This window comes from Phytobacter cepae (assembly GCF_054165735.1).
In genome coordinates this window covers 3099313-3123407 of the sequence record NZ_CM135107.1, presented here as the reverse complement: position 1 = coordinate 3123407, position 24095 = coordinate 3099313, and the positions used below count along the sequence as shown (strand labels likewise).

At 53.7% G+C, this 24095-nt stretch carries 22 protein-coding genes; 16 read left to right on the top strand and 6 right to left on the bottom strand.

Going from position 1 to position 24095, the window contains the following annotated elements; genetic code table 11:
* Positions 1-8 precede the first annotated feature (8 nt).
* Complete coding sequence (locus ACUY4Q_RS14700) at positions 9-803, top strand: metal-dependent hydrolase (RefSeq protein ID WP_458043483.1); 795 nt, start codon at positions 9-11, stop codon at positions 801-803.
* A gap of 299 nt (positions 804-1102) precedes the next feature.
* Positions 1103-2536, top strand: a complete 1434-nt coding sequence (ptsG, locus tag ACUY4Q_RS14695; protein WP_458043482.1) for a PTS glucose transporter subunit IIBC — start codon at positions 1103-1105, stop codon at positions 2534-2536.
* A gap of 200 nt (positions 2537-2736) precedes the next feature.
* Here ptsG and fhuE read toward each other — a convergent pair whose 3' ends face one another.
* Positions 2737-4944, bottom strand: a complete 2208-nt coding sequence (fhuE, locus tag ACUY4Q_RS14690; RefSeq protein ID WP_458043481.1) for a ferric-rhodotorulic acid/ferric-coprogen receptor FhuE — start codon at positions 4942-4944, stop codon at positions 2737-2739.
* A 352-nt stretch (positions 4945-5296) separates the two neighbouring features.
* Between fhuE and hinT the strand changes: the two genes are divergently transcribed.
* From hinT to ACUY4Q_RS14650, 8 genes are all read left to right on the top strand, one after another.
* Positions 5297-5656, top strand: coding sequence for a purine nucleoside phosphoramidase (gene hinT, locus ACUY4Q_RS14685; protein WP_458043480.1), 360 nt, complete (start codon positions 5297-5299; stop codon positions 5654-5656).
* A 1-nt stretch (position 5657) separates the two neighbouring features.
* Positions 5658-6032 (top strand): YcfL family putative periplasmic lipoprotein, encoded by a 375-nt coding sequence (locus ACUY4Q_RS14680; RefSeq protein WP_458043479.1) that lies wholly within the window; start codon positions 5658-5660, stop codon positions 6030-6032.
* Between the two features lie 10 nt (positions 6033-6042).
* Positions 6043-6699: a penicillin-binding protein activator LpoB gene (lpoB, locus tag ACUY4Q_RS14675; protein WP_458043478.1), complete on the top strand. Its 657-nt coding sequence runs from the start codon at positions 6043-6045 to the stop codon at positions 6697-6699.
* A complete protein-coding gene (gene thiK, locus ACUY4Q_RS14670) occupies positions 6680-7519 on the top strand; it encodes a thiamine kinase (RefSeq protein ID WP_458047351.1) in 840 nt (279 codons plus the stop codon). Before lpoB ends, thiK begins: the two co-directional genes overlap by 20 nt.
* Positions 7507-8532, top strand: a complete 1026-nt coding sequence (gene nagZ / locus ACUY4Q_RS14665; RefSeq protein ID WP_458047350.1) for a beta-N-acetylhexosaminidase — start codon at positions 7507-7509, stop codon at positions 8530-8532. The genes thiK and nagZ overlap by 13 nt, the downstream gene beginning before the upstream one ends.
* Positions 8533-8571: 39 nt before the next feature.
* Entirely contained in the window at positions 8572-9114 is a 543-nt protein-coding gene (ycfP, locus tag ACUY4Q_RS14660) for an alpha/beta hydrolase YcfP (protein WP_458043477.1), read from the top strand.
* A gap of 276 nt (positions 9115-9390) precedes the next feature.
* Entirely contained in the window at positions 9391-10695 is a 1305-nt protein-coding gene (locus ACUY4Q_RS14655) for an NAD(P)/FAD-dependent oxidoreductase (RefSeq protein WP_458043476.1), read from the top strand.
* A gap of 194 nt (positions 10696-10889) precedes the next feature.
* Positions 10890-11429, top strand: a complete 540-nt coding sequence (locus ACUY4Q_RS14650) for a glycine zipper 2TM domain-containing protein (protein WP_458043475.1) — start codon at positions 10890-10892, stop codon at positions 11427-11429.
* Between the two features lie 92 nt (positions 11430-11521).
* On the opposite strand, the gene ACUY4Q_RS14645 is transcribed toward ACUY4Q_RS14650, so the two are convergent.
* Together ACUY4Q_RS14645 and ACUY4Q_RS14640 are read right to left on the bottom strand one after the other, a co-directional pair.
* Positions 11522-11764, bottom strand: a complete 243-nt coding sequence (locus tag ACUY4Q_RS14645; RefSeq protein WP_458043474.1) for a hypothetical protein — start codon at positions 11762-11764, stop codon at positions 11522-11524.
* 144 nt (positions 11765-11908) lie between these two features.
* Positions 11909-12544, bottom strand: coding sequence for a TetR/AcrR family transcriptional regulator (locus ACUY4Q_RS14640; RefSeq protein WP_458047349.1), 636 nt, complete (start codon positions 12542-12544; stop codon positions 11909-11911).
* Between the two features lie 246 nt (positions 12545-12790).
* Between ACUY4Q_RS14640 and bhsA the strand changes: the two genes are divergently transcribed.
* Entirely contained in the window at positions 12791-13048 is a 258-nt protein-coding gene (gene bhsA, locus ACUY4Q_RS14635; protein WP_458043473.1) for a multiple stress resistance protein BhsA, read from the top strand.
* 69 nt (positions 13049-13117) lie between these two features.
* Here the strand turns inward: bhsA and ldtC are convergent, their stop codons facing one another.
* The 3 genes from ldtC to ACUY4Q_RS14620 all read right to left on the bottom strand — a co-directional run bounded on the left by ldtC (position 13118) and on the right by ACUY4Q_RS14620 (position 18862).
* Positions 13118-14077, bottom strand: coding sequence for a L,D-transpeptidase LdtC (ldtC, locus tag ACUY4Q_RS14630; protein ID WP_458047348.1), 960 nt, complete (start codon positions 14075-14077; stop codon positions 13118-13120).
* A 151-nt stretch (positions 14078-14228) separates the two neighbouring features.
* Entirely contained in the window at positions 14229-17675 is a 3447-nt protein-coding gene (gene mfd / locus ACUY4Q_RS14625) for a transcription-repair coupling factor (protein WP_458043472.1), read from the bottom strand.
* A gap of 113 nt (positions 17676-17788) precedes the next feature.
* Positions 17789-18862 carry an acyltransferase family protein gene (locus tag ACUY4Q_RS14620; RefSeq protein WP_458047347.1) on the bottom strand — a complete coding sequence of 358 codons (1074 nt, stop codon included), beginning with the start codon at positions 18860-18862 and terminating at the stop codon, positions 17789-17791.
* 289 nt (positions 18863-19151) lie between these two features.
* On the opposite strand from ACUY4Q_RS14620, the gene lolC reads away from it, so the two are divergent.
* From lolC to cobB, 5 genes are read left to right on the top strand one after another with little or no spacing between them, the layout of a single operon-like run.
* Positions 19152-20351: a lipoprotein-releasing ABC transporter permease subunit LolC gene (gene lolC, locus ACUY4Q_RS14615; RefSeq protein WP_458043471.1), complete on the top strand. Its 1200-nt coding sequence runs from the start codon at positions 19152-19154 to the stop codon at positions 20349-20351.
* Positions 20344-21045 carry a lipoprotein-releasing ABC transporter ATP-binding protein LolD gene (lolD, locus tag ACUY4Q_RS14610; protein WP_458043470.1) on the top strand — a complete coding sequence of 234 codons (702 nt, stop codon included), beginning with the start codon at positions 20344-20346 and terminating at the stop codon, positions 21043-21045. The genes lolC and lolD overlap by 8 nt, the downstream gene beginning before the upstream one ends.
* A complete protein-coding gene (lolE, locus tag ACUY4Q_RS14605; RefSeq protein ID WP_458043469.1) occupies positions 21045-22289 on the top strand; it encodes a lipoprotein-releasing ABC transporter permease subunit LolE in 1245 nt (414 codons plus the stop codon). The genes lolD and lolE overlap by 1 nt, the downstream gene beginning before the upstream one ends.
* Positions 22290-22310: 21 nt before the next feature.
* Positions 22311-23222, top strand: coding sequence for an N-acetylglucosamine kinase (gene nagK / locus ACUY4Q_RS14600; protein ID WP_458043468.1), 912 nt, complete (start codon positions 22311-22313; stop codon positions 23220-23222).
* 15 nt (positions 23223-23237) lie between these two features.
* Complete coding sequence (cobB, locus tag ACUY4Q_RS14595) at positions 23238-24059, top strand: Sir2 family NAD+-dependent deacetylase (protein WP_458043467.1); 822 nt, start codon at positions 23238-23240, stop codon at positions 24057-24059.
* Positions 24060-24095: the final 36 nt, after the last annotated feature.

The window sequence follows — 24095 nt, the reverse complement described above, 5'->3', positions numbered from 1 at the left end:
GAGAGATTATGTTTTTAGTTGATTCACACTGCCATCTTGATGGGCTTGATTATCAGACCTTGCACACTGATGTTAACGACGCGCTGAGTAAAGCGGCTGCCCGCGATGTAAAATTTTTCCTCGCCGTGGCAACGACGCTGCCGGGTTATCGTGGCATGCGCGAGCTGGTGGGCGAGCGTAACGATGTGGTTTTTTCCTGCGGTGTGCATCCGCTTAATCAGGATGAAACATATGATGTAGAAGATTTACGGCGTATGGCTGCTGAACCCGGTGTCGTTGCGATGGGCGAAACCGGTCTGGATTACTTCTACACACCGGAAACCAAAGTCCGTCAGCAGGACTCTTTTCGCCACCACATTCGTATTGGTCGCGAATTAAGTAAGCCAGTGATCGTGCATACCCGTGATGCGCGTGTTGATACGCTCGCGATATTACGTGAGGAGAAGGTCTCAGAATGCGGTGGCGTACTACACTGTTTTACTGAGGACAGAGAAACGGCAAAAGCGCTGCTCGATATGGGCTTCTATATCTCCTTTTCGGGCATCGTCACGTTTCGTAATGCGGAACAGCTGCGCGATGCTGCGCGCTATGTTCCTCTGGATCGTCTGTTAGTGGAAACGGATTCGCCCTATCTGGCTCCGGTTCCTCATCGTGGAAAAGAGAACCAGCCCGCTTACGTCAGAGATGTGGCTGAATACATGGCGGTTTTAAAAGGCGTTTCGGTCGAACAACTGGCGCAACAAACCACTGAAAACTTTGCGACCTTGTTCCATATCGACCCCATCCGCCTGCAATCTGCCTGAATTCCCAGCTTATTTTAGTCCTCGTAATTAATAGACATTCAGAGTAAAGTTCACCGCCATAAAAAGGGCGGTGAATGCTCTTATTGACATATTCAGTAATGATTTTTGTAAATCTATGAAAGTTTTAAGACGGACGCTAGCTGAAACGTGATACCCGTCAAACAAACAAAAGCTTATTTATTTTACTCTGTGTAATAAATAAAGGGCACTTAGATGTCCTGTCCACGGCACGGTTCTCCCCCCGTGCCAATGCGCAAAAAGCGTAAAAAAAGCACAAATACTCAGGAGCACTCTCAATTATGTTTAAGAATGCATTTGCTAACCTGCAGAAGGTCGGTAAATCGCTGATGCTGCCAGTATCCGTACTCCCGATCGCAGGTATCCTGCTGGGCGTCGGTTCTGCAAACTTCAGCTGGCTGCCAGAAGTGGTTTCTCATGTTATGGCCGAAGCGGGCGGTTCCGTTTTTGCCAACATGCCACTGATTTTCGCTATCGGTGTTGCACTGGGCTTCACCAATAACGACGGCGTTTCCGGTCTTGCTGCTGTCGTAGCCTACGGCATCATGGTGAAAACCATGGCTGTGGTTGCACCGCTGGTGCTGCATTTACCTGCTGAAGAAATCGCGGCGAAACACCTGGCGGATACCGGTGTTCTCGGCGGTATCATCGCGGGTGCGATTGCAGCCTACATGTTCAACCGTTTCTACCGTATTAAGCTGCCTGAGTATCTGGGCTTCTTCGCTGGCAAGCGCTTCGTACCGATCATTTCCGGTATGACGGCTATCATCTTCGGCGTGGTTCTGTCCTTTATCTGGCCTCCAATCGGTACGGCTATCCAGACCTTCTCTCAGTGGGCTGCATACCAGAACCCGGTTGTCGCGTTCGGTATCTATGGCTTCATTGAACGCTGCCTGGTACCGTTCGGTCTGCACCATATCTGGAACGTTCCTTTCCAGATGCAGATTGGTGAATTCACCAACGCAGCAGGTCAGGTCTTCCACGGCGATATCCCACGTTATATGGCGGGTGACCCGACTGCAGGCAAATTGTCTGGTGGCTTCCTGTTCAAAATGTACGGCCTGCCGGCTGCAGCGATTGCAATCTGGCACTCTGCTAAACCAGAGAACCGTGCGAAAGTGGGCGGCATCATGATCTCCGCAGCGTTGACCTCGTTCCTGACCGGTATTACCGAGCCGATCGAGTTCTCCTTCATGTTCGTTGCGCCGATTCTGTATGCAATCCATGCGGTACTGGCTGGTCTGGCCTTCCCGATCTGTATCCTGCTGGGTATGCGTGACGGTACGTCCTTCTCTCACGGTCTGATCGACTTTGTGGTCCTGAGCGGTAACGCCAGCAAAATCTGGCTGTTCCCGATTGTCGGTCTGTGCTACGCCGCGGTCTACTACACCGTGTTCCGTGTGCTGATTAAAGCGCTGGATCTGAAAACACCGGGTCGTGAAGACGCGTCAGAAGATGCGAAAGCAACGGCAACAAGCGAAATGGCACCGGCTCTGGTTGCTGCTTTCGGTGGCAAAGAGAACATCACCAACCTCGATGCTTGTATCACTCGTCTGCGTGTGAGCGTGGCCGATGTGGCTAAAGTAGACCAGCCGGGCCTGAAAAAATTGGGCGCGGCAGGGGTGGTGGTTGCTGGTTCTGGTGTTCAGGCAATCTTCGGTACCAAATCCGATAACCTGAAAACCGAAATGGATGACTACATCCGTAGCCACTAAGCCATAAAGTCTGGGGAGACTGAGGCAGCCGCAAGGCTGCCTTTTTTATTGCCTGTACCTGACGAGAAGGGGCTACCGTTGCCGTATGGATACCTGCTTGAGACAAGGTCAAGCATGGGCAGTGCGGAGAACATACCCAAACCCGGATTAGCGGCCATAAAAAAAGGGAGCCCTCTGGCTCCCTTCGCGATCGCTTATACTTAGAAACTGTAGTTGGCGCTGATAGAGAAGTTACGCGGCGCGCCGTAGACGCCGTAGCTGCCGAGGTAATCGTAGTACTCTTTATCGAACAGGTTATTGATATTGCCCTGCACCGAGAACGTTTTGGTGACCTGATAGCGAGTGAAGAGGTCAACCACGGTGTAGCCATCTTGACTGATGCGCGAAACGCCGTTCGGGCCGTTATCGAGATCCTGCCAGGTTTTATTCTGCCAGCGCACACCTCCACCGACCGCCAGTTCAGGCAGCATTGGCAGCTGGTAGCGGGTGAACAGTTTAGCGGTGGTTCGCGGTTGATCCGGGTTCACCGCGACGCCGTCGCCATCTTCAGCGATATAACGGCTGGCGCCAAAGGTCAGTTGCCAGTTATCGGTGAGCGCGCCGTTCAGTTCAAATTCAATCCCTTTACTTACGGTACCGTCTACAGATTTATAAGCGGTTTGTCCGCCAGAGTTCGGTATCGCGACACCGGTATTGACCGCCACATTATCCTGCTCGGTACGGAATACGGCCAGGCTTGCGGTCAGGCGAGTATTGAACCAGTCAGCTTTCACCCCGGCTTCGTAGCTCTTACCGGTGGTCGGATCGAGGAATTCGCTGTTAGCGTCGCGCTGCCCGCTTGGCTGGAAGATGGAGGTATAGCTGGCGTATGCAGACCAGGTATCATCAATGTCATACACAAGGCCAGCATAGGGGGTGACTTTATCCGCTTTGGCGTTACGAATTTCGTCCGGTTTACGCTCGAGATTGTACTTCGCGCTCCATTCGGTCCAGCGCGCGCCGAGGATCAGGTGCAGCGGATCCGCCAGTGACAGGCGGGTGGCAGTGTAAAGTGATTTCTGACGAATAATATCGCGCTGGTATAGCGCCCAGTCAGACCACTGCGGATCGGCCAGCGTATTACCGTTGTACTGATGAATATTACCCACGTCCATCAGCCCGTAGTTATCGTTCACCGGGTAAGAATTGTCATAGTTGTTACGCTGACGGCTATAGCTGCCGCCAAACATAATCTCATGCTGTCGACCTAACAGATCGTAACCACCGCGCACGAAAGCATCCACCGAGTCCTGCTTACGCTCACCCCGGTTCCATCCGCCCCAGGCCCCCTGGAATGCCGCAGAATCGTACAGACCGGTGGTCTTGTCCGGATAGCCGTCGATGTACATCAGTTTGCTATCGAAGTTGGTTTCTGCATGCATCGCGTTGACTTTAGCTTCCCAGCCGTTATCAAAGCGCTGCGTCAGGTTAGCGAAGATTTTCGTTGAATCGGTGTTGGAATAAGCCCAGTCTGCCGCGGTGTTGAAGCCGCGACGGAAATGGGTTTTGCTGCCATCGCTATAGAGAGAAGGGAAACCACCCCAGGTCGGGCTGTCGTCTTCACTTTCCTGGTAGTCATAGCCCAGAGACAGGGTCGTTGAGTCAGTGATATCCGTATCAATGATGCCAGAGACAAATTTCTTGCGATAATGGTTACGTTCAAGCCAGGAGTCATTGTCCTGATAGCCTGCAATGACACGGCCACGTACGGCGCCGGATTCGGTCAACGGGGCCTGAAGATCAAGAACGTAACGCTGCTTATCCCAGCTACCATAGGTGGCAGAAACGTTGCCTTTAAATTCTTTGCTGTCAGCGTGTTTACGCACCATATTGACGTAAGCAGAGGGGTTACCGGTGCCGCTCATCAGACCCGCCGCACCCCGCACCACTTCAATCTTATCGAAAATCGCCGTATCACCCGCGGTATCGTTAAAGTTCCAGCGGTTATCCAGGAAGGTAGGCATATCTTCGTAGGCGAAATTGCTAATGAAGAAGCCACGCGCATAGAAGTTAGTACGTGAGCTGTCGATACGCGCCGCGCTAACGCCTGTCGTATTCGCCAGAACATCTTCTATCGTATTCAGTTCCTGATCCTGCATACGTTGCTGGCTGATAACGCTCACCGACTGTGGGATATCACGCGGGACCAAAAGCAGTTTAGTCCCCGTTGTCGTGGTTTTAACACTGTAATCCTGATCCTGGCTGGTATCGGTTTGCAGCCCGCTCCCGTCAACAACAACGGTATCTTCAGCCCCGGTAGCCGCGAAGCTCGTCGCCGGGACTAAGGCGAATGCAATGGACATCGCCAGCAGAGAAGGTGCGCACGCAAATTTACGCTGCTCTTCCTGGGCGTGAGTAGTGAAAGACATTATTAACCCTTAATGGTGTGTTAGCGGAGGTGTCCTGACTGCGATACGTTGTCGCCGCCGGGTCTGTCGTCTCTTTTTAGGGAATAAACGCGCATGAAAATGCAAATGCGAAATATACGCATTCGAAATGACGATGTAAACAGATGTAAGATTGGTGACTGAAATAGTGTTTTAGTATAGGGAAACGGAGGTATCGGGCATTCCGTCACCAGCGCTCAGGAAATAATGAAGAAAAAGAGCGTTATAGTTGAAAGAGTTGAAGAATCTCGCTCATACTTACGTCTGCGTCGTCGGGTGCTGAAGGCATACACAGCAAAGAGGCATAACCCTCGCGAATAAAAAGGAAACCATCATGGCCGAAGAAACCATTTTCAGTAAAATTATCCGTCGCGAAATTCCGTCGGATATCGTCTATCAGGATGAACTTGTCACGGCATTTCGTGATATCTCGCCGCAGGCACCGACACATGTACTGATTGTGCCTAATATTCTTATTCCTACGGCGAATGATGTGACTGAGGCGCACGAGCAGGCGCTGGGTCGCATGATGACCGTGGCGGCTAAAATTGCGCGTGAGGAAGGTATTGCTGAAGACGGCTACCGTTTAATCATGAACTGTAACCGCCATGGCGGCCAGGAAGTCTGGCATATCCACATGCATCTGGTCGGTGGTCGTCCACTGGGGCCAATGCTGGCACATAAAGGCCCATAATATGCTAAATGGACGCGTGGTGGTGTTGCTGCTGGCAATGTCGGCAGTGGGGTGTTCCTCGCGCCCGGCGATTCCGGTGGCAAACGATCAGACCCTGGTCATGGAATCAACCGTGCTGGCTGCAGGCATTACCGCTGAAGAACCTAAACTGAATACGCAAGATATTCAGCCTTCTGCCTCATCCCGTCTTTTCAACGAGCGCGGGCAGCCGGTGACGATTAACTATCGTTTCTACTGGTATGACGTCCGTGGCCTTGAAATGCATCCACTGGAAACACCACGCCGTGTCACTATTCCGGCACATTCTTCAGTCACGCTTTACGGCAGCGCTAATTTTCTTGGCGCGCATAAGGTCAGACTTTATCTCTATTTGTAAGGGGTGAACATTGATTAAATCATTAGGACGTTACGCGCTGCTTACAACGGTAGCCCTTATTCTCTCAGGCTGTATCATGCGCGGCGAGCAGGAGCCCGCACCGGTGGATCAAGCGAATCCGCAGCCGCAGCAGCCGGTACCAGAGCAGCCACAGCAGCCGGTAACCCCGGTCCCTACGGTGCCAACCTTCCCGCAGCAGCCAGGCCCGATTGAGCATCCGGACGAGACGACTGCGCCCGCGCCACGCGAACGTCATTATGACTGGAGTAGCGCGGTTCAACCGATGGTGGGGAAAATGTTGCAGGCCAGCGGGGCAGGAGCGGGTAGCGTATTGCTGGTAGACAGTGTGAACAACCGTACCAACGGATCGATCAACACCGGTGAAGCAACGGAAGTCTTACGTAATGCGCTGGCGAACAATGGTAAATTCACCCTGGTGACCCCGCAACAGCTCAGTGTCGCTAAACAGCAGCTGGGACTGTCACCGCAGGACAGCCTGGGAACGCGCAGCAAAGCCATTGGGATCGCCCGTAATGTTGGCGCTCAGTACGTGCTCTACTCCAGTGCCAACGGCAGCGCCACGGCACCGGGTCTGCAAATGCAACTGATGCTGGTGCAAACCGGTGAAATCATCTGGTCGGGTAAAGGTGCAGTTCAACAGCAATAAACTGACGCGTGACGAAATATTGTCACGCTATTTCCCCCATTATGCGCCTGCTGCGGCCCAGTTAACGGGTCTGAGCGGCGGGAGCTGTCTTATTAGTGACGGTCGTCATTCCCTGGTGCTGCGTCAGCGGCATCAGGCTACCTCTTCTCCCTTTCTACGCCAGTATCGGGCCCTGAAAAGCGTGCCTGATGACCTTGGGCCCAGGCCGTCACACTGGCTTGGCGACTGGATGGCGGTCGAGTTTATTACCGGAGAAGTAAAAGAGACCTTACCTGATATCATCCCGCTTGTGGACTTATTAAACAGGTTGCACCATCAGCCCCTGTTCGGCTGGCGTATTTCACTGCTTCCTTTACTTGAGCGGTACTGGCTGGAATGTTCCCCCTCCCGACGTACGGTGTTGTGGCTCAGACAGCTACAAGCGCTGCGGCGACAGGGAGAGCCGCGACCGCTGCGCATGGCACCTTTGCATATGGACATCCATGCTGGCAATCTGGTGCACGGTGCGAATGGGCTTCGGCTGATTGACTGGGAATATGCCGGCGATGGCGACGTTGCAATGGAACTGGCAAGCGTCTGGACGGAAACAGAGGCTCAGCGCGACAGGCTGGTGGCGGCCTATGCAACGCGGGCGGCAATCGATCCTGAGACCTTACGTCGTCAGGTCAGGCGCTGGAAACCGTGGATAGCGATGCTGATGGTGGGCTGGTACGAATCTCGCTGGCAGCAGACTGGCGATCGTCAATTTATTACCTTAGCGGACGCGATATGGCGGCAGCTAAGTTTCAAAGGAAAAGAGAGGTCAGTGTGGGTCCGGTGATGTTAGATGTGCAGGGTTTTGAACTGGATGCGGAAGAGCGCGAAATTCTGGCGCATCCGCTGGTCGGGGGATTGATTCTGTTTACCCGCAATTATCACGATCCTGAGCAATTACGGGAATTGGTGCGTCAGATCCGCGCCGCCTCTCATCATCGTCTGGTGGTGGCGGTCGATCAGGAAGGCGGGCGCGTGCAGCGATTTCGTGAAGGATTCACCCGACTGCCTGCGGCACAATCTTTTGCTGCACTTTTGGGTCAGGAAGAAGGTGGACGGGTAGCAAAAGAGGCGGGCTGGTTAATGGCCAGTGAGATGATTGCCATGGATATTGATATCAGCTTCGCGCCCGTACTCGATGTCGGACACATCAGCGCCGCGATTGGAGAGCGTGCTTATCATGAGGATCCGGTAAAAGCGTTAGAGATGGCTACCCATTTTATTGATGGCATGCACCAGGCGGGTATGAAAACCACGGGCAAACACTTCCCGGGGCACGGCGCCGTCACCGCGGATTCTCATAAAGAGACGCCACAGGACTTACGCTCGCTGGCTGAGATTCGTCACAAAGACATGGCGGTATTCCGTACGTTGATTGAGCAGGGCAAACTCGATGCCGTGATGCCTGCCCACGTGATATACAGCGATGCAGATCCCCGTCCGGCCAGCGGTTCGCCTTACTGGTTAAAGACCGTATTACGCGGCGAACTGGGCTTTGATGGCGTGATTTTCTCTGATGATTTGTCGATGGAGGGGGCGGCCATTATGGGCAGTTATGCCGAACGTGGACAAGCCTCGCTGGATGCGGGTTGCGATATGATCCTGGTCTGCAATAATCGAAAAGGTGCCGTCAGTGTGTTAGATAACCTGTCGCCGATCAAAGCAGAGCGTGTTACGAATTTGTATCATAAAGGTTCTTTTTCTCGTCAGGAATTGTTGAGTTCATCACGCTGGAAAGCCGCCAACCGTGAACTGGAAGACCTTCACGCGCGCTGGCAGGCCTTCAGGGCGGCTCAATAACCTTTAACGGATGGGGCGTTGGCCCAGAGGTGAGGTACAGTGATCATCTATTTGCACGGTTTTGACTCTAACAGTCCCGGTAATCACGAAAAAGTGCTGCAACTGCAGTTCATTGATCCGGACGTTCGGCTAATCAGCTACAGCACACGGCATCCCAAACATGACATGCAGCATCTGCTGAAAGAAGTCGACAAGATGTTGCAACTGAATGTGGACGACCGGCCATTGATATGCGGTGTGGGTTTGGGCGGTTTTTGGGCAGAGCGTATTGGCTTCTTATGTGATATTCGCCAGGTGATGTTCAACCCGAACCTGTTCCCCTTTGAAAACATGGAAGGGAAGATCGACAGGCCGGAAGAGTACGTGGATATCGCGACCAAGTGCGTGACCAATTTTCGTGAAAAAAATCGCGACCGGTGCCTGGCCATTCTCTCCCGTAATGATGAAGCGCTGGATAGCCAGCGTTCATCGGATGTGCTGCACCACTACTACGAAGTGGTATGGGACGAAACGCAGTCGCATAAATTCAAAAGCATCTCACCGCATTTACAACGTATTAAAGCGTTTAAAGCGCTCGGTTAAGCTCTGCGCCCGGTCATGCCGGGCTTTTCTTTATCTCTTATTATCCTAATCTCTTCATTTCTTCCGCGTTTTATCCTCATCTTTCAAGCCCACCAACTACACTTGTTCATCTTTTATGCATGAAAACTTGATGTATATCAATTTTGGTATGACCAATGCACCGAACATGGTATTCTCATTGCAACAACCGGGATTTGAGCTTGTAACTTGTTGTTAATTAAGTGTTATTTATATAACTTTTAATTAACAATTGGTTAATAATTTGAGGGGGTCAAGTTGACTACACCATTAAAAAAGATTGTGATTGTTGGCGGTGGTGCTGGCGGGCTTGAACTGGCAACCCAGCTTGGCAAGAAACTGGGCCGGGGCAAGAAAGCAAAGATTACGCTGGTCGATCGAAATCATAGTCATTTATGGAAACCGTTACTGCATGAAGTGGCGACGGGGTCCCTCGACGAAGGCGTCGATGCGCTGAGCTATCTGGCACACGCGCGCAATCATCACTTCCAGTTCCAGTTAGGGTCAGTGGTTGATATCAATCGTGAAACCAGGACGCTCACGCTGGCGGAACTGCGTGACGAGAAGGGTGAACTTCTGGTCCCGGAGCGCAAACTGGCCTATGACACCCTGGTCATGGCGCTGGGCAGTACCTCCAATGACTTCAATACGCCTGGCGTGAAAGAGCACTGTATTTTCCTCGATAACCCGCATCAGGCGCGTCGTTTCCACCAGGAAATGTTGAACCTGTTCCTGAAATACTCTGCGAACCTTGGCGCGAATGGCAAGGTGAACATTGCGATTGTCGGCGGCGGGGCAACCGGTGTTGAACTCTCTGCAGAGTTGCATAACGCCGTTAAGCAGCTGCACAGCTATGGCTACAAAGGGTTAACCAACGAAGCGCTGAACGTGACGTTGGTCGAAGCCGGTGAACGTATTCTGCCAGCGTTGCCGCCGCGTATTTCCGGGGCTGCGCACAATGAGCTGACCAAAATGGGCGTGCGTGTTCTGACGCAAACAATGGTCACCAGTGCCGACGAAGGCGGTTTGCATACTAAAGACGGCGAGTACATCAAAGCTGACCTGATGGTATGGGCGGCGGGTATTAAAGCGCCAGACTTTATGAAAGAGATTGGCGGGCTCGAAACCAACCGTATCAATCAGTTGGTGGTTGAACCCACGTTACAAACAACCCGCGATCCGGACATTTACGCCATTGGTGACTGTGCGTCCTGCGCGCGTCCGGAAGGCGGCTTTGTCCCTCCGCGTGCTCAGGCTGCTCACCAGATGGCAAGCCTTGCGCTGCACAATATACTGGCGCAGAGCAAAGGCAAGCCACTCAAGGCCTATGTGTATAAAGATCACGGCTCACTGGTTTCACTGTCGAACTTCTCGACCGTGGGGAGCTTGATGGGTAACCTGATGCGCGGTTCGATGATGGTGGAAGGGCGCATTGCGCGCTTTGTCTATATCTCGCTGTACCGTATGCACCAGGTCGCTCTGCACGGCTATTTCAAAACCGGCCTGATGATGGTCGTGGGTAGCATTAACCGTGTTATCCGCCCGCGTTTGAAACTGCACTAAACCTCATCACTGCTCTCTCGCTCCGTTTGCGGGAGAGCAGTGATTCTTCACTCCCGCAAGGTCACTTGTGCTCGGATAACTCCGAATCCCGGTTGTTTCCTCTACAATCCTCCCTTTTTCCGCCCTTTCCGATTGGCTTCGCCCTGACGTGGTTGCAGAATTGTTACTAATAGCAAACCAGGGGAGGAAATCCTGTGAATAAATCAATGTTAGCGGGTATCGGTATTGGCGTGGCCGCTGCGCTGGGTGTCGCTGCGGTAGCAAGTATGAATGTGTTTGACCGTGGGCCTCAGTATGCGCAGGTCATTTCCGCCACGCCAATTAAAGAATCGATTAAGACCCCACGTAAGGAATGCCGTAACGTCACAGTGACCCATCGCCGTCCGGTGCAGGATGAAAATCGTCTAACCGGTTCAGTTCTCGGCGCGGTAGCCGGCGGGGTGATTGGTCATCAGTTTGGTGGTGGCCGCGGTAAAGATGTCGCAACCGTCGTCGGTGCGTTAGGCGGGGGCTATGCAGGTAACCAGGTTCAGGGCGAAATGCAGGCGCGTGATACCTATACCACCACCCAGCAGCGCTGTAGCACCGTCTATGATAAGTCAGAGAAAATGCTGGGGTATGACGTCACCTATAAAATTGGCGATCAGCAGGGCAAAATTCGGATGAATAATGACCCAGGCACCCAGATCCCGCTTGATGGAAACGGCCAGCTTGTTTTGAATAACAAAGCCTAAAATAGCAGTACTGTACCTATTGGCTCCTCAATTGCTCAGGCTGAGGGGCCTTTTTTATGGAAAAGGCCTTACCAGGTAAGGCCTTGTGGGCATTAAATTAAATCCTGCTGACGTATTAACAAGACGCCGGTGATGATAATGGAGAGAAAAGCGAAGAGTAACGAACCGCCCCATAAGACCCACAGACCAAATAATAATGTAATTACTATTAGCACTTTGAGGAATGGTAATAGCAAAATCATCGTCGTATTTCCTTCTGCATGTGTCCAGTCAGTGAATGCGCTCAACGCCTTCGATAAAGTTGAAGCAATCGGGTCCATTTTAAATGTCGTCATGACAATAATCGTTTTAGTTGCCCAGAAAATCGTTAGCAATGCAATAATCACATTAATCTTAGCAGGGTGGGAAAGCGGGCATGATGTTTTCACCTATTAATGTAATAGGTGAAAACGATAACGGATGGGAATGTAAAGTGAGGGTTATCCGGTTATCAACGTCGGCCACAAGCGCAGCGTGGTGCGCACCACCTGTAGCAATTTGTCGCAACCCGCCCCTTCCCGGGCGCTGATGGACATTCCCTGAAGAACGCAGCTTAGAAATTCAGCGACATCCTGGGTGTTGATTGCGCGCGGAATTTCGCCGCGTTGCTGGCGGAGCTCAAGAAACTGCTGTAACAGGCGTTCCTGCTGGGCATGGCGCGTTTTAAGGGTCTCGGCTATCGCGTGAGAGGAAGCGGCGAGGGTGGCTGAGGTATTAATTAAAAAACAGCCTCCCGGCGTCTCTTTACTGGTGAAGCAGGTCGCAACAGCCGTAAAGTAGTCTTCCAGCGCCTGGGCCACCGGCTTGTCCTCACAGAGCAACTGCGCCTCGTGCTGTGCGGCAAAGCGGGCGATGTAACGATCAAGCACCGCGCGAAACAATCCTTCTTTATTGGTGAACTCCGCATAAAGCGTAGGGGCTTTCGCGCCTGTCGCTTCGACGAGGTCGGATAATGATGTGGCTTCATAGCCATGCTGCCAGAATAGCGTCATGGCTTTATCGAGCGCCGCTTCCCTGTCGAACACTTTCGGTCGGCCACGGCTTTTTTTTACACAACTGCTGACTTCACTGGTCATAGGCCGTTCAACCTTGTTGGTTTGTTGAACAGTCATTATAAAAATAATCACCTCAAGACGCCAGCGACAAATAGCACAAATTAATAAATCCTATCTTTATGATATTTATAGTTTTATCTATTTAAATAACATTCATTATAAAAATACGTTGACGAGTGACATGGATCACACTTATCATTTGATTATCGATCGTTAACTAATTAAACGTTAACGACCTCCTTAATCATCTGCTAAGAGACCTCTATCATGAAAAACGTAAAAACACTGTTTGCTGCCGCTATCCTGAGTTCACTTTCATTTGCCAGCTTTGCCGCCGTTCAGGTGCAGGCTTCTCCGGCAGGCCAGCAGGAAATCGGTACCGTTGCTGCCACCGCAGGGTCTAACCTCTCTTCGCTGGAAAACCAACTGGCGCAAAAAGCTGAAGCTTCCGGTGCCAGTTCATACCGTATTACCTCTGTTACCGGTTCAGACAAACTGCACGGTACAGCAGTGCTTTACAAATAATCGCAGCGAGTTAACTCTCTCTTTATTGCCCCTGAAAGCCCCGTCTCTGACGGGGCTTTTTTTTTTGGCTCAAAGCGAGTGGGGGACCAGGGCTTCATGCCGGGTGATATCGACCGGCATGCCCGAGCGAATTTCGATGGCGTGATCAAACACATCGGCTTCAGCGTTGGGTGAATCCCGGAACGTTTGCATGGCGGAATTCAGAATAATAGGCAGACGTTTAGGATCGTCATCAATGGATTTTGATAAAGGCTGATGGACTTCCACCAGGCGCCGCCCATCAGGCTCGACAGACGCTTTAATCGGCGTATTGATGATGTTAACCCGGGTGCCCGGCGTAATCACATTGAACAACGCCTGAATGTCATTATCACGCAGGCGGATACAGCCAGAGCTAACGCGCATACCAATACCGAAGTCCGCGTTGGTGCCGTGAATCAAATAGACTCCGCCGTAAGCGGCAAGCCGAATGGCATGGTGACCCATAGGGTTGTCCGGCCCTGCTGGCACCACGGCAGGCAAATCGATGCCCTGCGCTTTATAGCGGGCGCGAATGTTGGCAGTCGGTGTCCAGGTCGGATTGGCACGTTTGTCAGATACGGTGGTGACCATGGTGGGCGTAAGAGTGTCGCTATCCAGTTGACCGATGCCAATAGGATAGACGGTGACTTCGTTCTTTCCTGGGGGATAGTAGTAAAGGCGCAGTTCCGCCAGATTAATCACGATGCCCTGCCGGGGCGCATCGGGTAATAACGTCTGGAGTGGGATGGTCAGTACGCTTCCGGCACGCGGAACGTAGGCGTCAACGCCAGGGTTAGCCTGCAGTAACGCCAGAAAACCGACATTATATTTTTTGGCAATAGCCTCAAGCGACCCGCCGTCGTTCTCGACCACGTGATAACGATTTTCGCCAACGACCCGGCTACCAGAAGGGGGGAGGGGCCAGGTATTGGCTCGGGCGGGAAGCACCAGCAGCGCAGAAATCAGCATCGCCCAGAGCAAAAAACGCGAATTGTGTCTCATAATTATAATCCATGCTAATCATAAGGTTATATTGATAGATCTGTGTAATGGAATTATGGTCGGGGGAAGTGTCGGGAAGTACCGGATGTGTGCAAAGTGTTTGTAAATATTTCAGGGGATGAAGATCGGGTCGGCCTGTTTCCGACCCGAGCGGGAGTTATGCCACCGCGTTCTGCTCCAGTTGCAGCATAAAGTTGCGCACCCAGTCCATCCGGGTTTTGCGATCGGTGAGTTCCTGGAAGAACTTCAGACGGGTCGGCCCATCCAGGCGGAAATGCTGCGGCTGCTTCTGTAGCAGACCAATCAGCCACGCCGGATTGACATGGTTCTTCTCGTTAAATTCGATGCTACCGCCTTTTTCATTGCCTTCCAGCTTACGAATACCCAGCTTTTGCGCCTGTTGACGTAAGCGGGCCACGTCCAGTAACGTCCGGGCCGCGTCGGGAAGCAGACCAAAACGGTCAATCAGTTCCACTTTGATCTCGTCGAGCTCATTTTCGGATTTGGCACTGGCGATGCGCTTGTAGAAGGAGAGGCGAGTGTTCACATCCGGGATAAAATCATCCGGCAACAGCGAAGGCATACGCAGTTCGACTTCCGTCTGCTGACTGGTGAGATCTTCCAGTGACGGCTCGCGCCCCGCTTTCAGCGCATCGACAGCGCTTTCCAGCAGTTCCATATAAAGCGAGAAGCCGATGGTTTCCATCGAACCGCTCTGATCTTCCCCAAGGAGTTCGCCGGCACCACGAATCTCCAGATCGTGCGTGGCGAGTGCAAAACCGGCACCGAGATCTTCCAGCGAGGCGATAGCCTCCAGACGTTTTTGTGCATCGGTGGACATGGCTTTCGGGTGCGGGGTCAGCAGCCAGGCATAGGCCTGATGGTGCGAGCGCCCTACGCGTCCGCGTAACTGATGTAGCTGCGCGAGACCGAAGTGATCCGCCCGCTCGATAATGATGGTGTTGGCCGTCGGGATATCAATACCGGTTTCGATAATGGTGGTGCACACCAGCACGTTAAAGCGCTGATGGTGGAAGTCATTCATTACCCGTTCCAGTTCGCGTTCGCGCATCTGCCCGTGCCCGATTGCGATGCGCGCTTCCGGCACCAGCTCCGCCAGTCTGTCGGCGGCTTTCTGAATATTTTCCACGTCGTTATACAGGTAATAGACCTGACCGCCACGTAACACTTCACGCAGAATCGCCTCGCGCACCACCAGGTTGTCATACTGGCGAACGAAGGTTTTTACCGCCAGACGTCGGGCAGGCGGGGTGGCGATAATTGATAGATCACGCATGCCGCTCATCGCCATGTTCAGCGTGCGCGGAATCGGTGTTGCGGTGAGCGTCAGAATATCGACATCCGCACGCATCGCTTTGATCCGTTCTTTATGACGCACGCCGAAACGGTGCTCTTCATCGACCACCAGAAGGCCTAAATCTTTGAGCTTCACATCGCTTTGCAATAGCTTATGGGTGCCAATCAGAATGTCGATCTTCCCTTCGGCCGCCTGTTCGAGAATAAGCGCCTGCTCTTTGGCGCTACGGAAGCGGGAGAGCATTTCAATGCGCACCGGCCAGTTAGCAAAGCGATCGCGGAAGTTCTCAAAATGCTGTTGTGCCAGCAGCGTCGTTGGCACCAGCACGGCAACCTGCTTGTTGTTTTCAACCGCCAGGAAAGCCGCACGCATGGCCACTTCGGTTTTACCAAAGCCAACGTCGCCACATACCAGTCGGTCCATCGCCAGTGGCTGACACATATCGCTCAGCACGGCATTGATCGCCTGCGCCTGGTCGACGGTGGTTTCGAACGGGAAGCTGTCGCAGAAAAGCTGGTACTGCTCACGGTCGTGTTTGAAAGCGAAGCCCGCTTTTGCCGCACGCTGGGCGTAGATATCGAGCAGTTCCGCCGCCACATCACGCACTTTTTCTGCCGCTTTCTGCCGCGCACGCGACCAGGCATCACTGCCCAGTTTATGCAGCGGGGCGTTCTCTTCAGCACCGCCCGCGTAACGACTAATAAGGTGCAACGACGAGACCGGTACGTATAATTTGGCGTCGCCGGCGTAGGTCAGCATCAGGTACTCGCCTTTGATGCCGCCCGCTTCCAGTGTGGTCATCCCGGCATAGCGTCCCACGCCGTGCTCCAGATGCACCACCGGCTGGCCTGGATGCAGCTCCGCCAGGTTACGAATCAGAGTATCCGGGTTGATGGTGCGGCGGCTGTCCTGGCGGCGGCGGGCAACGCGTTCTCCGAGCAAATCGCTTTCGCAAATCAGCGCCCGGTTGCGTAGCGTATCGACAAAGCCATGCTCCGCCGCGCCTATCATCAGGTAGCGCCCCGCATCCTGGGCGTCATCGAGCTGCAGGATGGGTTTCGGCGAGACTTTAATACGCGCCAGCAGTTCTCCCAGCGCTTCCCGCCGCCCCTCACTCTCGACCGAGAAAATCACCGGCCCGGTAAAGGATTCAAGGAATTTGCGCAGGTTATCCAGCGGTGATTTATTCTGCGCCTGCACGGCAAGGTCCGGCAGCGTCTGATAACCAAGATTGGTATGCGCGGCTTTCTCTGCCAGATGTTCCGTTTTTAACTGCACGCGCGGCCAACGCTTCAGTTCGGAAAACAGCGCCTCTGCACGTAGCCACAGTTGTTCCGGGGGCAGCAGGGGGCGCATTGGGTCAACGCCACGGTTTTCGAAGCGGGCCTGAATTTCCTGGCTAAAGCGTTCGGCGCTGGCTTCAAGGTTGCCGGTGTTAACCAGCAGCGTATTGGCCGGGAAATAGCTAAACAGGGCGGGCAGCGGTTCACTAAAGAACAGCGGCTGCCAGTACTCTATGCCGGTGGGTAACGTCCCTTTGCTGACCTGCTGATAGATATGTTCAGCGTCACGTTTAACATCGAACTTATCGCGCCACTGGCTTCTGAAAAGCTCAATGGCGGTTTTATCCGTCGGAAATTCGTGCGCGGGCAGCAGATTAATGGCCTCTACTTCCTCCAGCGTCCGCTGGGTGTCGGCATCAAACAGGCGCAGGCTGTCGATTTCATCGTCAAAGAAATCGAGACGATAAGGCTGAGCGCTGCCCATCGGGAAGAGATCCAGCAGTGCGCCACGGGTTGCATATTCACCGTGTTCCATCACCTGATCAACATGACGATAGCCTGCGCTGTCGAGCTGGGTGCGTAGCGCATCCCGTGACAGGCGTTGCCCTTTTTTCATGATCAGCGCATGGCCATGCAAATAGCTGTGCGGACAGACGCGTTGCATCAGGGTATTCACCGAGACAATCAGCACACCCTGTTGCAGCGTGGGCAACTGATAGAGGGTGGAGAGGCGCGATGAAATGATTTCCTGGTGGGGGGAGAAACTGTCGTAGGGCAGCGTTTCCCAGTCAGCAAGGTTGATGACCCTGTTCTGAGTGAACTGGGCGACTTCATCCTGAAGGCGCAGGGCATTTTGCATATCCGGGGCAATCAGTACCACCGGGCCATGATGGCGCGCGACAATTTCAGCGACCTCTGTTGCACAAGCGGAGCCAGTCAGTTCGCCAAGCTGACGGTGGTCGCCAGCCTTCACGGGCAGGGAATAACGATATTGTTCAGGCATAGATAGTGTCAGGATCTCTTAAAAGTATGCCCCTGTTATGGGGGCATATCACTGATACGCAATCCCTTTATTATCCGCGATTGTGCTTTATTCGCCAACCTTAACGCATTGCCTTAACGGATTGATGCCGCGGGGCGCAGTTTTGCGGGCGGGGTGAAAAACAGATCGGCAAACAGCAGCGCAGACAGTTTACGCACCCCGAGCCCTGCCAGTATGCAGACCACCAGGCTCAGGAAGGGGTAGGTCAGCAGCAGTGCCAGTTCTGCCATCGGCGGCAAGCGCCCTGCGTTAAGCGGAGCGAGCAGCGACAGACTGAACGCCTCAATCAGAATGCGGTGCGTCGTGTAGATGGCGAGGGTATTCGTGCCGACAATATTAAACAGCGAGGTTTCACTGGCACCAAAGCGGGCCTCAATGGCGTAAAACAGGCGCAGGATACCCACGATTGAAAACAGGCTCAGCAACAGAGGAATATTCAGGAACCATAAGACGATGGCAGTCATCAATGCCGGAACGATAATCAGCAGATAACGGCGCCAGGCCAGGGTTTTCACCCCTTCCATGAGGGTCGCGCCATACCAGGCGCCCAGGCTGTAATAAATCATATTGCGTAATACGCTGTTCATTCCCCACCACGGCAGCGGCAGGAAGTTAATCGCAATGCTCATGAGCGCCATGACCGCCAATGCGGCGTGAGACCAGCGTTTTGTGAATTTACAGACGATGAAATAAACCACCAGCGCATACAGATACCAGAGACTGGTGCTGGCGGTGAGCATGCCGTGCAAGAATGCACTAAAACTATCGGCATAAGCCGCGTTAGCGGCATGACTCAGGTCGCGCTCGGGCGCGAGCCAGGCGTTAATCTGACTCAATGCCAGCCATTGCAGAATGCCCCACAGTGCCAGCACATAAAATATCTGCCAGATACGTTTATCCAGCGTCTCTCGCCAGGGCACATCAGCGATATAACGACGGATTAAGAAGCCGGAGATGAAAAAGAATACCGGCATGCGAAACGGTGCGAGGTAGAGATTGAAGTAAATCCAGCACTTTGAGAGCGTTTGCGACCAGGGTGTCGCAAAGGTGTCCAGGTGGGGATAAAAGGTGATAACCGAGTGGTAAATGACCACCAGACAGATGCATAACCCCTTAATTTGATTAATCCACAATGTCTTTTTTTTCATCATTACTTGCCATTTCGTTGCCACATTTAAGGCCGTTAATCCTGGTGGGCAAGCGGTAAGCTGTAATGGGAAACAGTCTGCATTTCATTTTTTTCGGATTAAGATCAGGTTATGAAACGCGCAACTGCGAACGACTTTGCCGTCGAGGCGGTGCCAGTCAACCACTAGTAAATTGATTTCTCGGATTTTTTCCCGCTGTTTGAGAAGTTCGCTTACGGTTTCACTCATTTACGCTCTCTGCTTTCGCTTATATACTCCTCAGTCTGCCACCAGCAACCAGACGGATTTCATGTACCAGCCTGTCACTCTCTTTATCGGCCTGCGTTATATGCGCGGGCGAGCAGCAGACCGCTTCGGTCGCTTCGTTTCCTGGCTGTCGACTATCGGCATTACGCTTGGCGTGATGGCGCTGGTGACCGTGCTGTCAGTCATGAATGGCTTTGAACGCGAGCTGCAAAATAACATTCTTGGGCTGATGCCTCAGGCCGTAATCTCTGCGCAAAATGGCTCTATTAACCCTCAACAGCTTCCCGCCAGCGCCCTGAAATTACAGGGCGTCAACCGCGTTGCGCCGCTGAGCACGGGGGATGTGGTCTTGCAAAGCGCGCGCAGTGTTGCAGTGGGCGTTATGCTTGGCATCGATCCCGCGCAAAAAGATCCCCTGACGCCTTTCCTGGTCAATGTGCAGCAGTCGGCGCTTGAAGCGGGTCAGTACAACGTCATCATTGGCGAGGGGCTTGCCGGGCAGCTTGGCGTCAACCGTGGCGATCAAATTCGCGTTATGGTGCCCTCCGCCAGTCAGTTCACGCCGATGGGCCGTTTGCCAAGTCAGCGTCTGTTTAACGTAGTGGGCACTTTTGCGGCCAGCAGCGAAGTGGATGACTACCAGATGCTGGTCAATATTCAGGATGCGTCACGCCTGCTGCGCTACCCGGCGGGGAACATTACCGGCTGGCGTCTGTGGCTGGATGCGCCTTTAAAGGTTGATGTGCTGAGCCAACAGTCTCTGCCGCAGGGCACCAAGTGGCAGGACTGGCGTGAACGTAAAGGTGAGCTTTTCCAGGCGGTACGCATGGAGAAGAACATGATGGGCCTGCTGTTGAGCCTGATTGTGGCGGTCGCGGCGTTTAACATCATTACTTCACTTGGCCTGATGGTCATGGAGAAGCAGGGCGAAGTCGCTATTCTGCAAACCCAGGGGCTGACGCCGCGTCAGATCATGGCGGTCTTTATGGTGCAGGGGGCCAGCGCGGGCATTATTGGTGCGCTACTCGGCGCCGTGCTGGGCGCACTTCTGGCAAGCCAACTGAATAATTTAATGCCGATCATCGGCGCGCTGCTCGACGGCGCGGCGTTACCGGTAGCCATTGACCCGGTCCAGGTCGTGGTGATTGCGCTGGTGGCGATGGCCATTGCGCTGCTTTCTACGCTTTATCCTTCCTGGCGCGCTGCCGCCACCCAACCCGCTGAGGCATTACGTTATGAATAAGATCCTGTTGCAATGCGACAACCTGTGCAAACGCTATCAGGAAGGCAATGTGCATACTGACGTGCTGCACGATGTCACTTTCAGCGTAGGGCAGGGCGAGATGCTGGCGATTGTCGGCACCTCCGGCTCCGGGAAAAGCACGCTGCTGCATCTGCTGGGCGGTCTGGATACGCCAACCTCGGGCGATGTGGTGTTTGACAACCAGTCGATGAGCAAGCTCTCCTCCTCCGCCAAGGCGGATCTGCGTAACAGAGAGCTGGGTTTTATCTATCAGTTTCACCATTTGCTTCCTGATTTCACCGCGCTGGAAAACGTCGCCATGCCGTTGTTGATTGGCAAGCATAAACCGGCGGAAATCGATGCGCGCGCCCGTGAAATGCTGCGCTCAGTGGGGCTTGAGCATCGTGCAAGTCACCGCCCGTCTGAACTCTCCGGTGGGGAGCGCCAGCGTGTGGCGATTGCCCGCGCGTTGGTGAATAATCCGCGACTGGTACTGGCCGATGAACCGACCGGTAACCTGGACGCCCGTAACGCTGACAGTATTTTCCAGTTGCTTGGCGATCTGAACCAGTCGCAGGGCACCGCCTTTTTGGTTGTGACGCACGATCTGCAACTGGCCAAACGCATGAATCGTCAGCTTGAAATGCGTGACGGACGCCTGACGGCCGACTTGACCCTGATGGGGGCGGAGTAATGGCCTCATCGCTCTCCTTATTGATTGCCCTGCGCTTTAGCCGGGGCCGTCGCCGCAGTGGCATGGTCTCCCTGATTTCGATTATTTCGACGGTGGGAATCGCCCTTGGCGTGGCGGTATTGATCATGGGTCTCAGTGCAATGAACGGCTTCGAACGCGAATTAAACAATCGTATTCTGGCGGTGGTCCCCCATGGTGAAATTGAGCCGGTCAATCAGCCGTGGGATCACTGGAATGACGTGCTCACGAAAGTGGAAAAAGTGCCCGGTATCGTCGCTGCGGCGCCCTATATTAATTTCACCGGGCTTGTGGAGAGCGGCAGTAATCTGCGTGCAATCCAGGTGAAAGGGGTCAATCCTGAGCAGGAATCCCGTCTTAGCGCGCTGCCCAGTTTCATAGAGGCCGACGCCTGGCGCGCCTTTAAAGCGGGCGAGCAGCAAATCATCCTCGGTAAAGGGGTGGCCGATGCGCTGAACGTGAAACAGGGGGATTGGGTATCTATCATGATCCCTAACTCCGACACCGATCATAAATTACTGCAACCCAAACGTGTCAGACTGCACGTGACCGGCGTGCTGAAGCTAAGCGGCCAGCTCGATCATGCCTTTGCCATGGTTCCTATGGCAGATGCCCAGAACTATCTGGACATGGGGAGCAGCGTGACCGGCATCGCCATCAAAGTGAAGGACGTGTTTAACGCCAATCAGCTGGTGCGTAACGCGGGCGAAGTCACCAACAGCTATGTCTACATCAAGAGCTGGATTGGCAAATACGGTTACATGTACCGCGATATCCAGATGATTCGCGCCATTATGTATCTCGCTATGGTGCTGGTGATTGGCGTGGCCTGTTTCAATATTGTCTCCACGCTGGTCATGGCGGTCAAAGACAAGAGCAGCGATATTGCCGTACTGCGCACGCTGGGAGCGAAGGACAGTTTAATCCGCGCCATTTTTGTCTGGTACGGGCTGCTGGCGGGACTGCTGGGCAGCGTGATTGGTGTGGTGATTGGGGTGGTTGCAGCACTGCAATTAACCTCCATTATCACGCTGATTGAAAAGATTATCGGGCATCAGTTCTTGTCCGGTGATATCTACTTTATCGATTTTCTGCCATCGGAACTGCATGTGCTGGACGTCGTCTATGTGTTGGTTACCGCGCTGCTGCTGAGTTTGCTGGCGAGCTGGTACCCGGCACGGCGCGCAAGCAACATCGATCCGGCGAGGGTGCTGAGCGGGCAGTAATCAGAACAACAAGGAGAGGCGATGTATTACGGATTTGATATTGGCGGCAGCAAAATCGCGCTGGGCGTGTTTGATGAGTCCCGGCGTTTGCAATGGGAAACGCGCGTCGCCACACCTAAGGACAGCTACGAGACCTTTCTGAATACTCTTGCACAACTGGTCGCCGAAGCGGATACGCGCTTCGGCAATCACGGTAGCGTTGGGATTGGCATCCCCGGTATGCCGGAAACGGCCGATGGCACCTTGTATGCCGCCAATGTCCCGGCCGCCAGCGGCAAACCGCTGCGCCGCGACCTCTCGGTGTTACTTGAACGCGATGTACGCCTCGACAACGATGCGAACTGTTTCGCGCTTTCTGAAGCCTGGGATGATGAATTCCGGCAGTACCCTCTGGTGATGGGGCTGATTCTGGGCACTGGCGTAGGCGGCGGCCTGGTGGTAAACGGCAAATCCATTACCGGGAAGAGTTTTATTACCGGCGAGTTTGGCCACATTCGTTTGCCGGTGGATGCCCTGACCCTGATGGGATTGGACTTCCCGTTAACGCGCTGTGGTTGCGGCAAGTTGGGTTGCATTGAGAATTACCTTTCCGGTCGCGGTTTTGCCTGGCTTTACCAGCACTTTTACGGCGAATCCCTCTCGGCACCGGAAATTATCTCACGCTGGGAACAGAACGATGCCCATGCGCAAGCTCATGTCGATCGCTATGCCGATCTGCTGGCGGTGTGTCTTGGCAATATACTGACTATAGTGGATCCGGATTTAATGGTTATCGGTGGCGGTTTGTCGAATTTCTCGGCATTGACTACCCTGTTAGCACAGCGGCTCCCGCAACATTTGTTGCCTGTTGCCCGCGTTCCACGCATCGAGTCTGCGCGCCATGGCGACGCGGGCGGTATGCGCGGTGCGGCGTTTCTTCATTTAACTGATTAGTCCTGAGAGGATGATATGCAGTCTCGTCGGTCACATCGTCTCAGCTGTTTTCGCCGTAATAAACGCCGCCTGCGCGAGCGCTTGCGCCAGCGGATCTTTTTTCGAGACATTGTGGTGCCCCAGGTGATGGACAAACCAAGAGTTGTGGTACTGACCGGCGCGGGAATTTCTGCGGAATCCGGGATTCGAACCTTTCGCGCGGCTGATGGCCTGTGGGAAGAGCATCATGTGGAAGATGTGGCCACGCCGGAAGGCTTTGCCCGCAATCCGCAGTTGGTGCAGTCTTTTTATAACGCCCGCCGACATCAGCTACAGCAGCCAGAAATAGCGCCTAATGCTGCGCATCTGGCATTGGCAAAACTGGAAGAGGCGCTGGGCGATCGCTTTTTACTGGTGACGCAAAACATCGACAATCTGCATGAGCGAGCAGGCAATAAACAGATCATCCATATGCATGGTGAATTGCTCAAGGTGCGCTGCTCGCAAAGCGGGCAGGTGCTGGCGTGGACGCAGGACGTAACGCCAGAGGATAAGTGCCACTGTTGCCAGTTCCCGGCACCTTTACGCCCGCACGTGGTCTGGTTTGGTGAGATGCCGCTCGGGATGGATGACATTTATCATGCGCTTTCAATGGCGGATGTGTTCATTGCCATTGGGACTTCCGGGCACGTCTATCCTGCCGCCGGTTTTGTGCATGAGGCGAAACTGCATGGCGCGCATACCGTCGAGTTGAATCTGGAACCAAGCCAGGTAGGCAGTGAGTTTGAAGAAAAGCACTACGGGCTTGCGAGTGTGGTCGTGCCAGAATTTGTCGATAAGCTACTGAAAGGTCTTTGAAGAAACGACTCTCCTCCCGAGGGGGAGAGTCGCTGA

Bases quoted from the DNA above. Each gene is read 5' to 3' on its own strand.
- ACUY4Q_RS14645 (WP_458043474.1), bottom strand. From the start codon at position 11,764: ATGACGACATTTAAAATGGACCCGATTGCTTCAACTTTATCGAAGGCG.
- hinT (WP_458043480.1), top strand. From the start codon at position 5,297: ATGGCCGAAGAAACCATTTTCAGTAAAATTATCCGTCGCGAAATTCCG.
- ACUY4Q_RS14700 (WP_458043483.1), top strand. From the start codon at position 9: ATGTTTTTAGTTGATTCACACTGCCATCTTGATGGGCTTGATTATCAG.
- bhsA (WP_458043473.1), top strand. From the start codon at position 12,791: ATGAAAAACGTAAAAACACTGTTTGCTGCCGCTATCCTGAGTTCACTT.
- lolE (WP_458043469.1), top strand. From the start codon at position 21,045: ATGGCCTCATCGCTCTCCTTATTGATTGCCCTGCGCTTTAGCCGGGGC.
- ACUY4Q_RS14680 (WP_458043479.1), top strand. From the start codon at position 5,658: ATGCTAAATGGACGCGTGGTGGTGTTGCTGCTGGCAATGTCGGCAGTG.
- ptsG (WP_458043482.1), top strand. From the start codon at position 1,103: ATGTTTAAGAATGCATTTGCTAACCTGCAGAAGGTCGGTAAATCGCTG.
- nagK (WP_458043468.1), top strand. From the start codon at position 22,311: ATGTATTACGGATTTGATATTGGCGGCAGCAAAATCGCGCTGGGCGTG.
- mfd (WP_458043472.1), bottom strand. From the start codon at position 17,675: ATGCCTGAACAATATCGTTATTCCCTGCCCGTGAAGGCTGGCGACCAC.
- cobB (WP_458043467.1), top strand. From the start codon at position 23,238: ATGCAGTCTCGTCGGTCACATCGTCTCAGCTGTTTTCGCCGTAATAAA.
- lolD (WP_458043470.1), top strand. From the start codon at position 20,344: ATGAATAAGATCCTGTTGCAATGCGACAACCTGTGCAAACGCTATCAG.
- lolC (WP_458043471.1), top strand. From the start codon at position 19,152: ATGTACCAGCCTGTCACTCTCTTTATCGGCCTGCGTTATATGCGCGGG.
- ACUY4Q_RS14620 (WP_458047347.1), bottom strand. From the start codon at position 18,862: ATGAAAAAAAAGACATTGTGGATTAATCAAATTAAGGGGTTATGCATC.
- ACUY4Q_RS14640 (WP_458047349.1), bottom strand. From the start codon at position 12,544: ATGACCAGTGAAGTCAGCAGTTGTGTAAAAAAAAGCCGTGGCCGACCG.
- fhuE (WP_458043481.1), bottom strand. From the start codon at position 4,944: ATGTCTTTCACTACTCACGCCCAGGAAGAGCAGCGTAAATTTGCGTGC.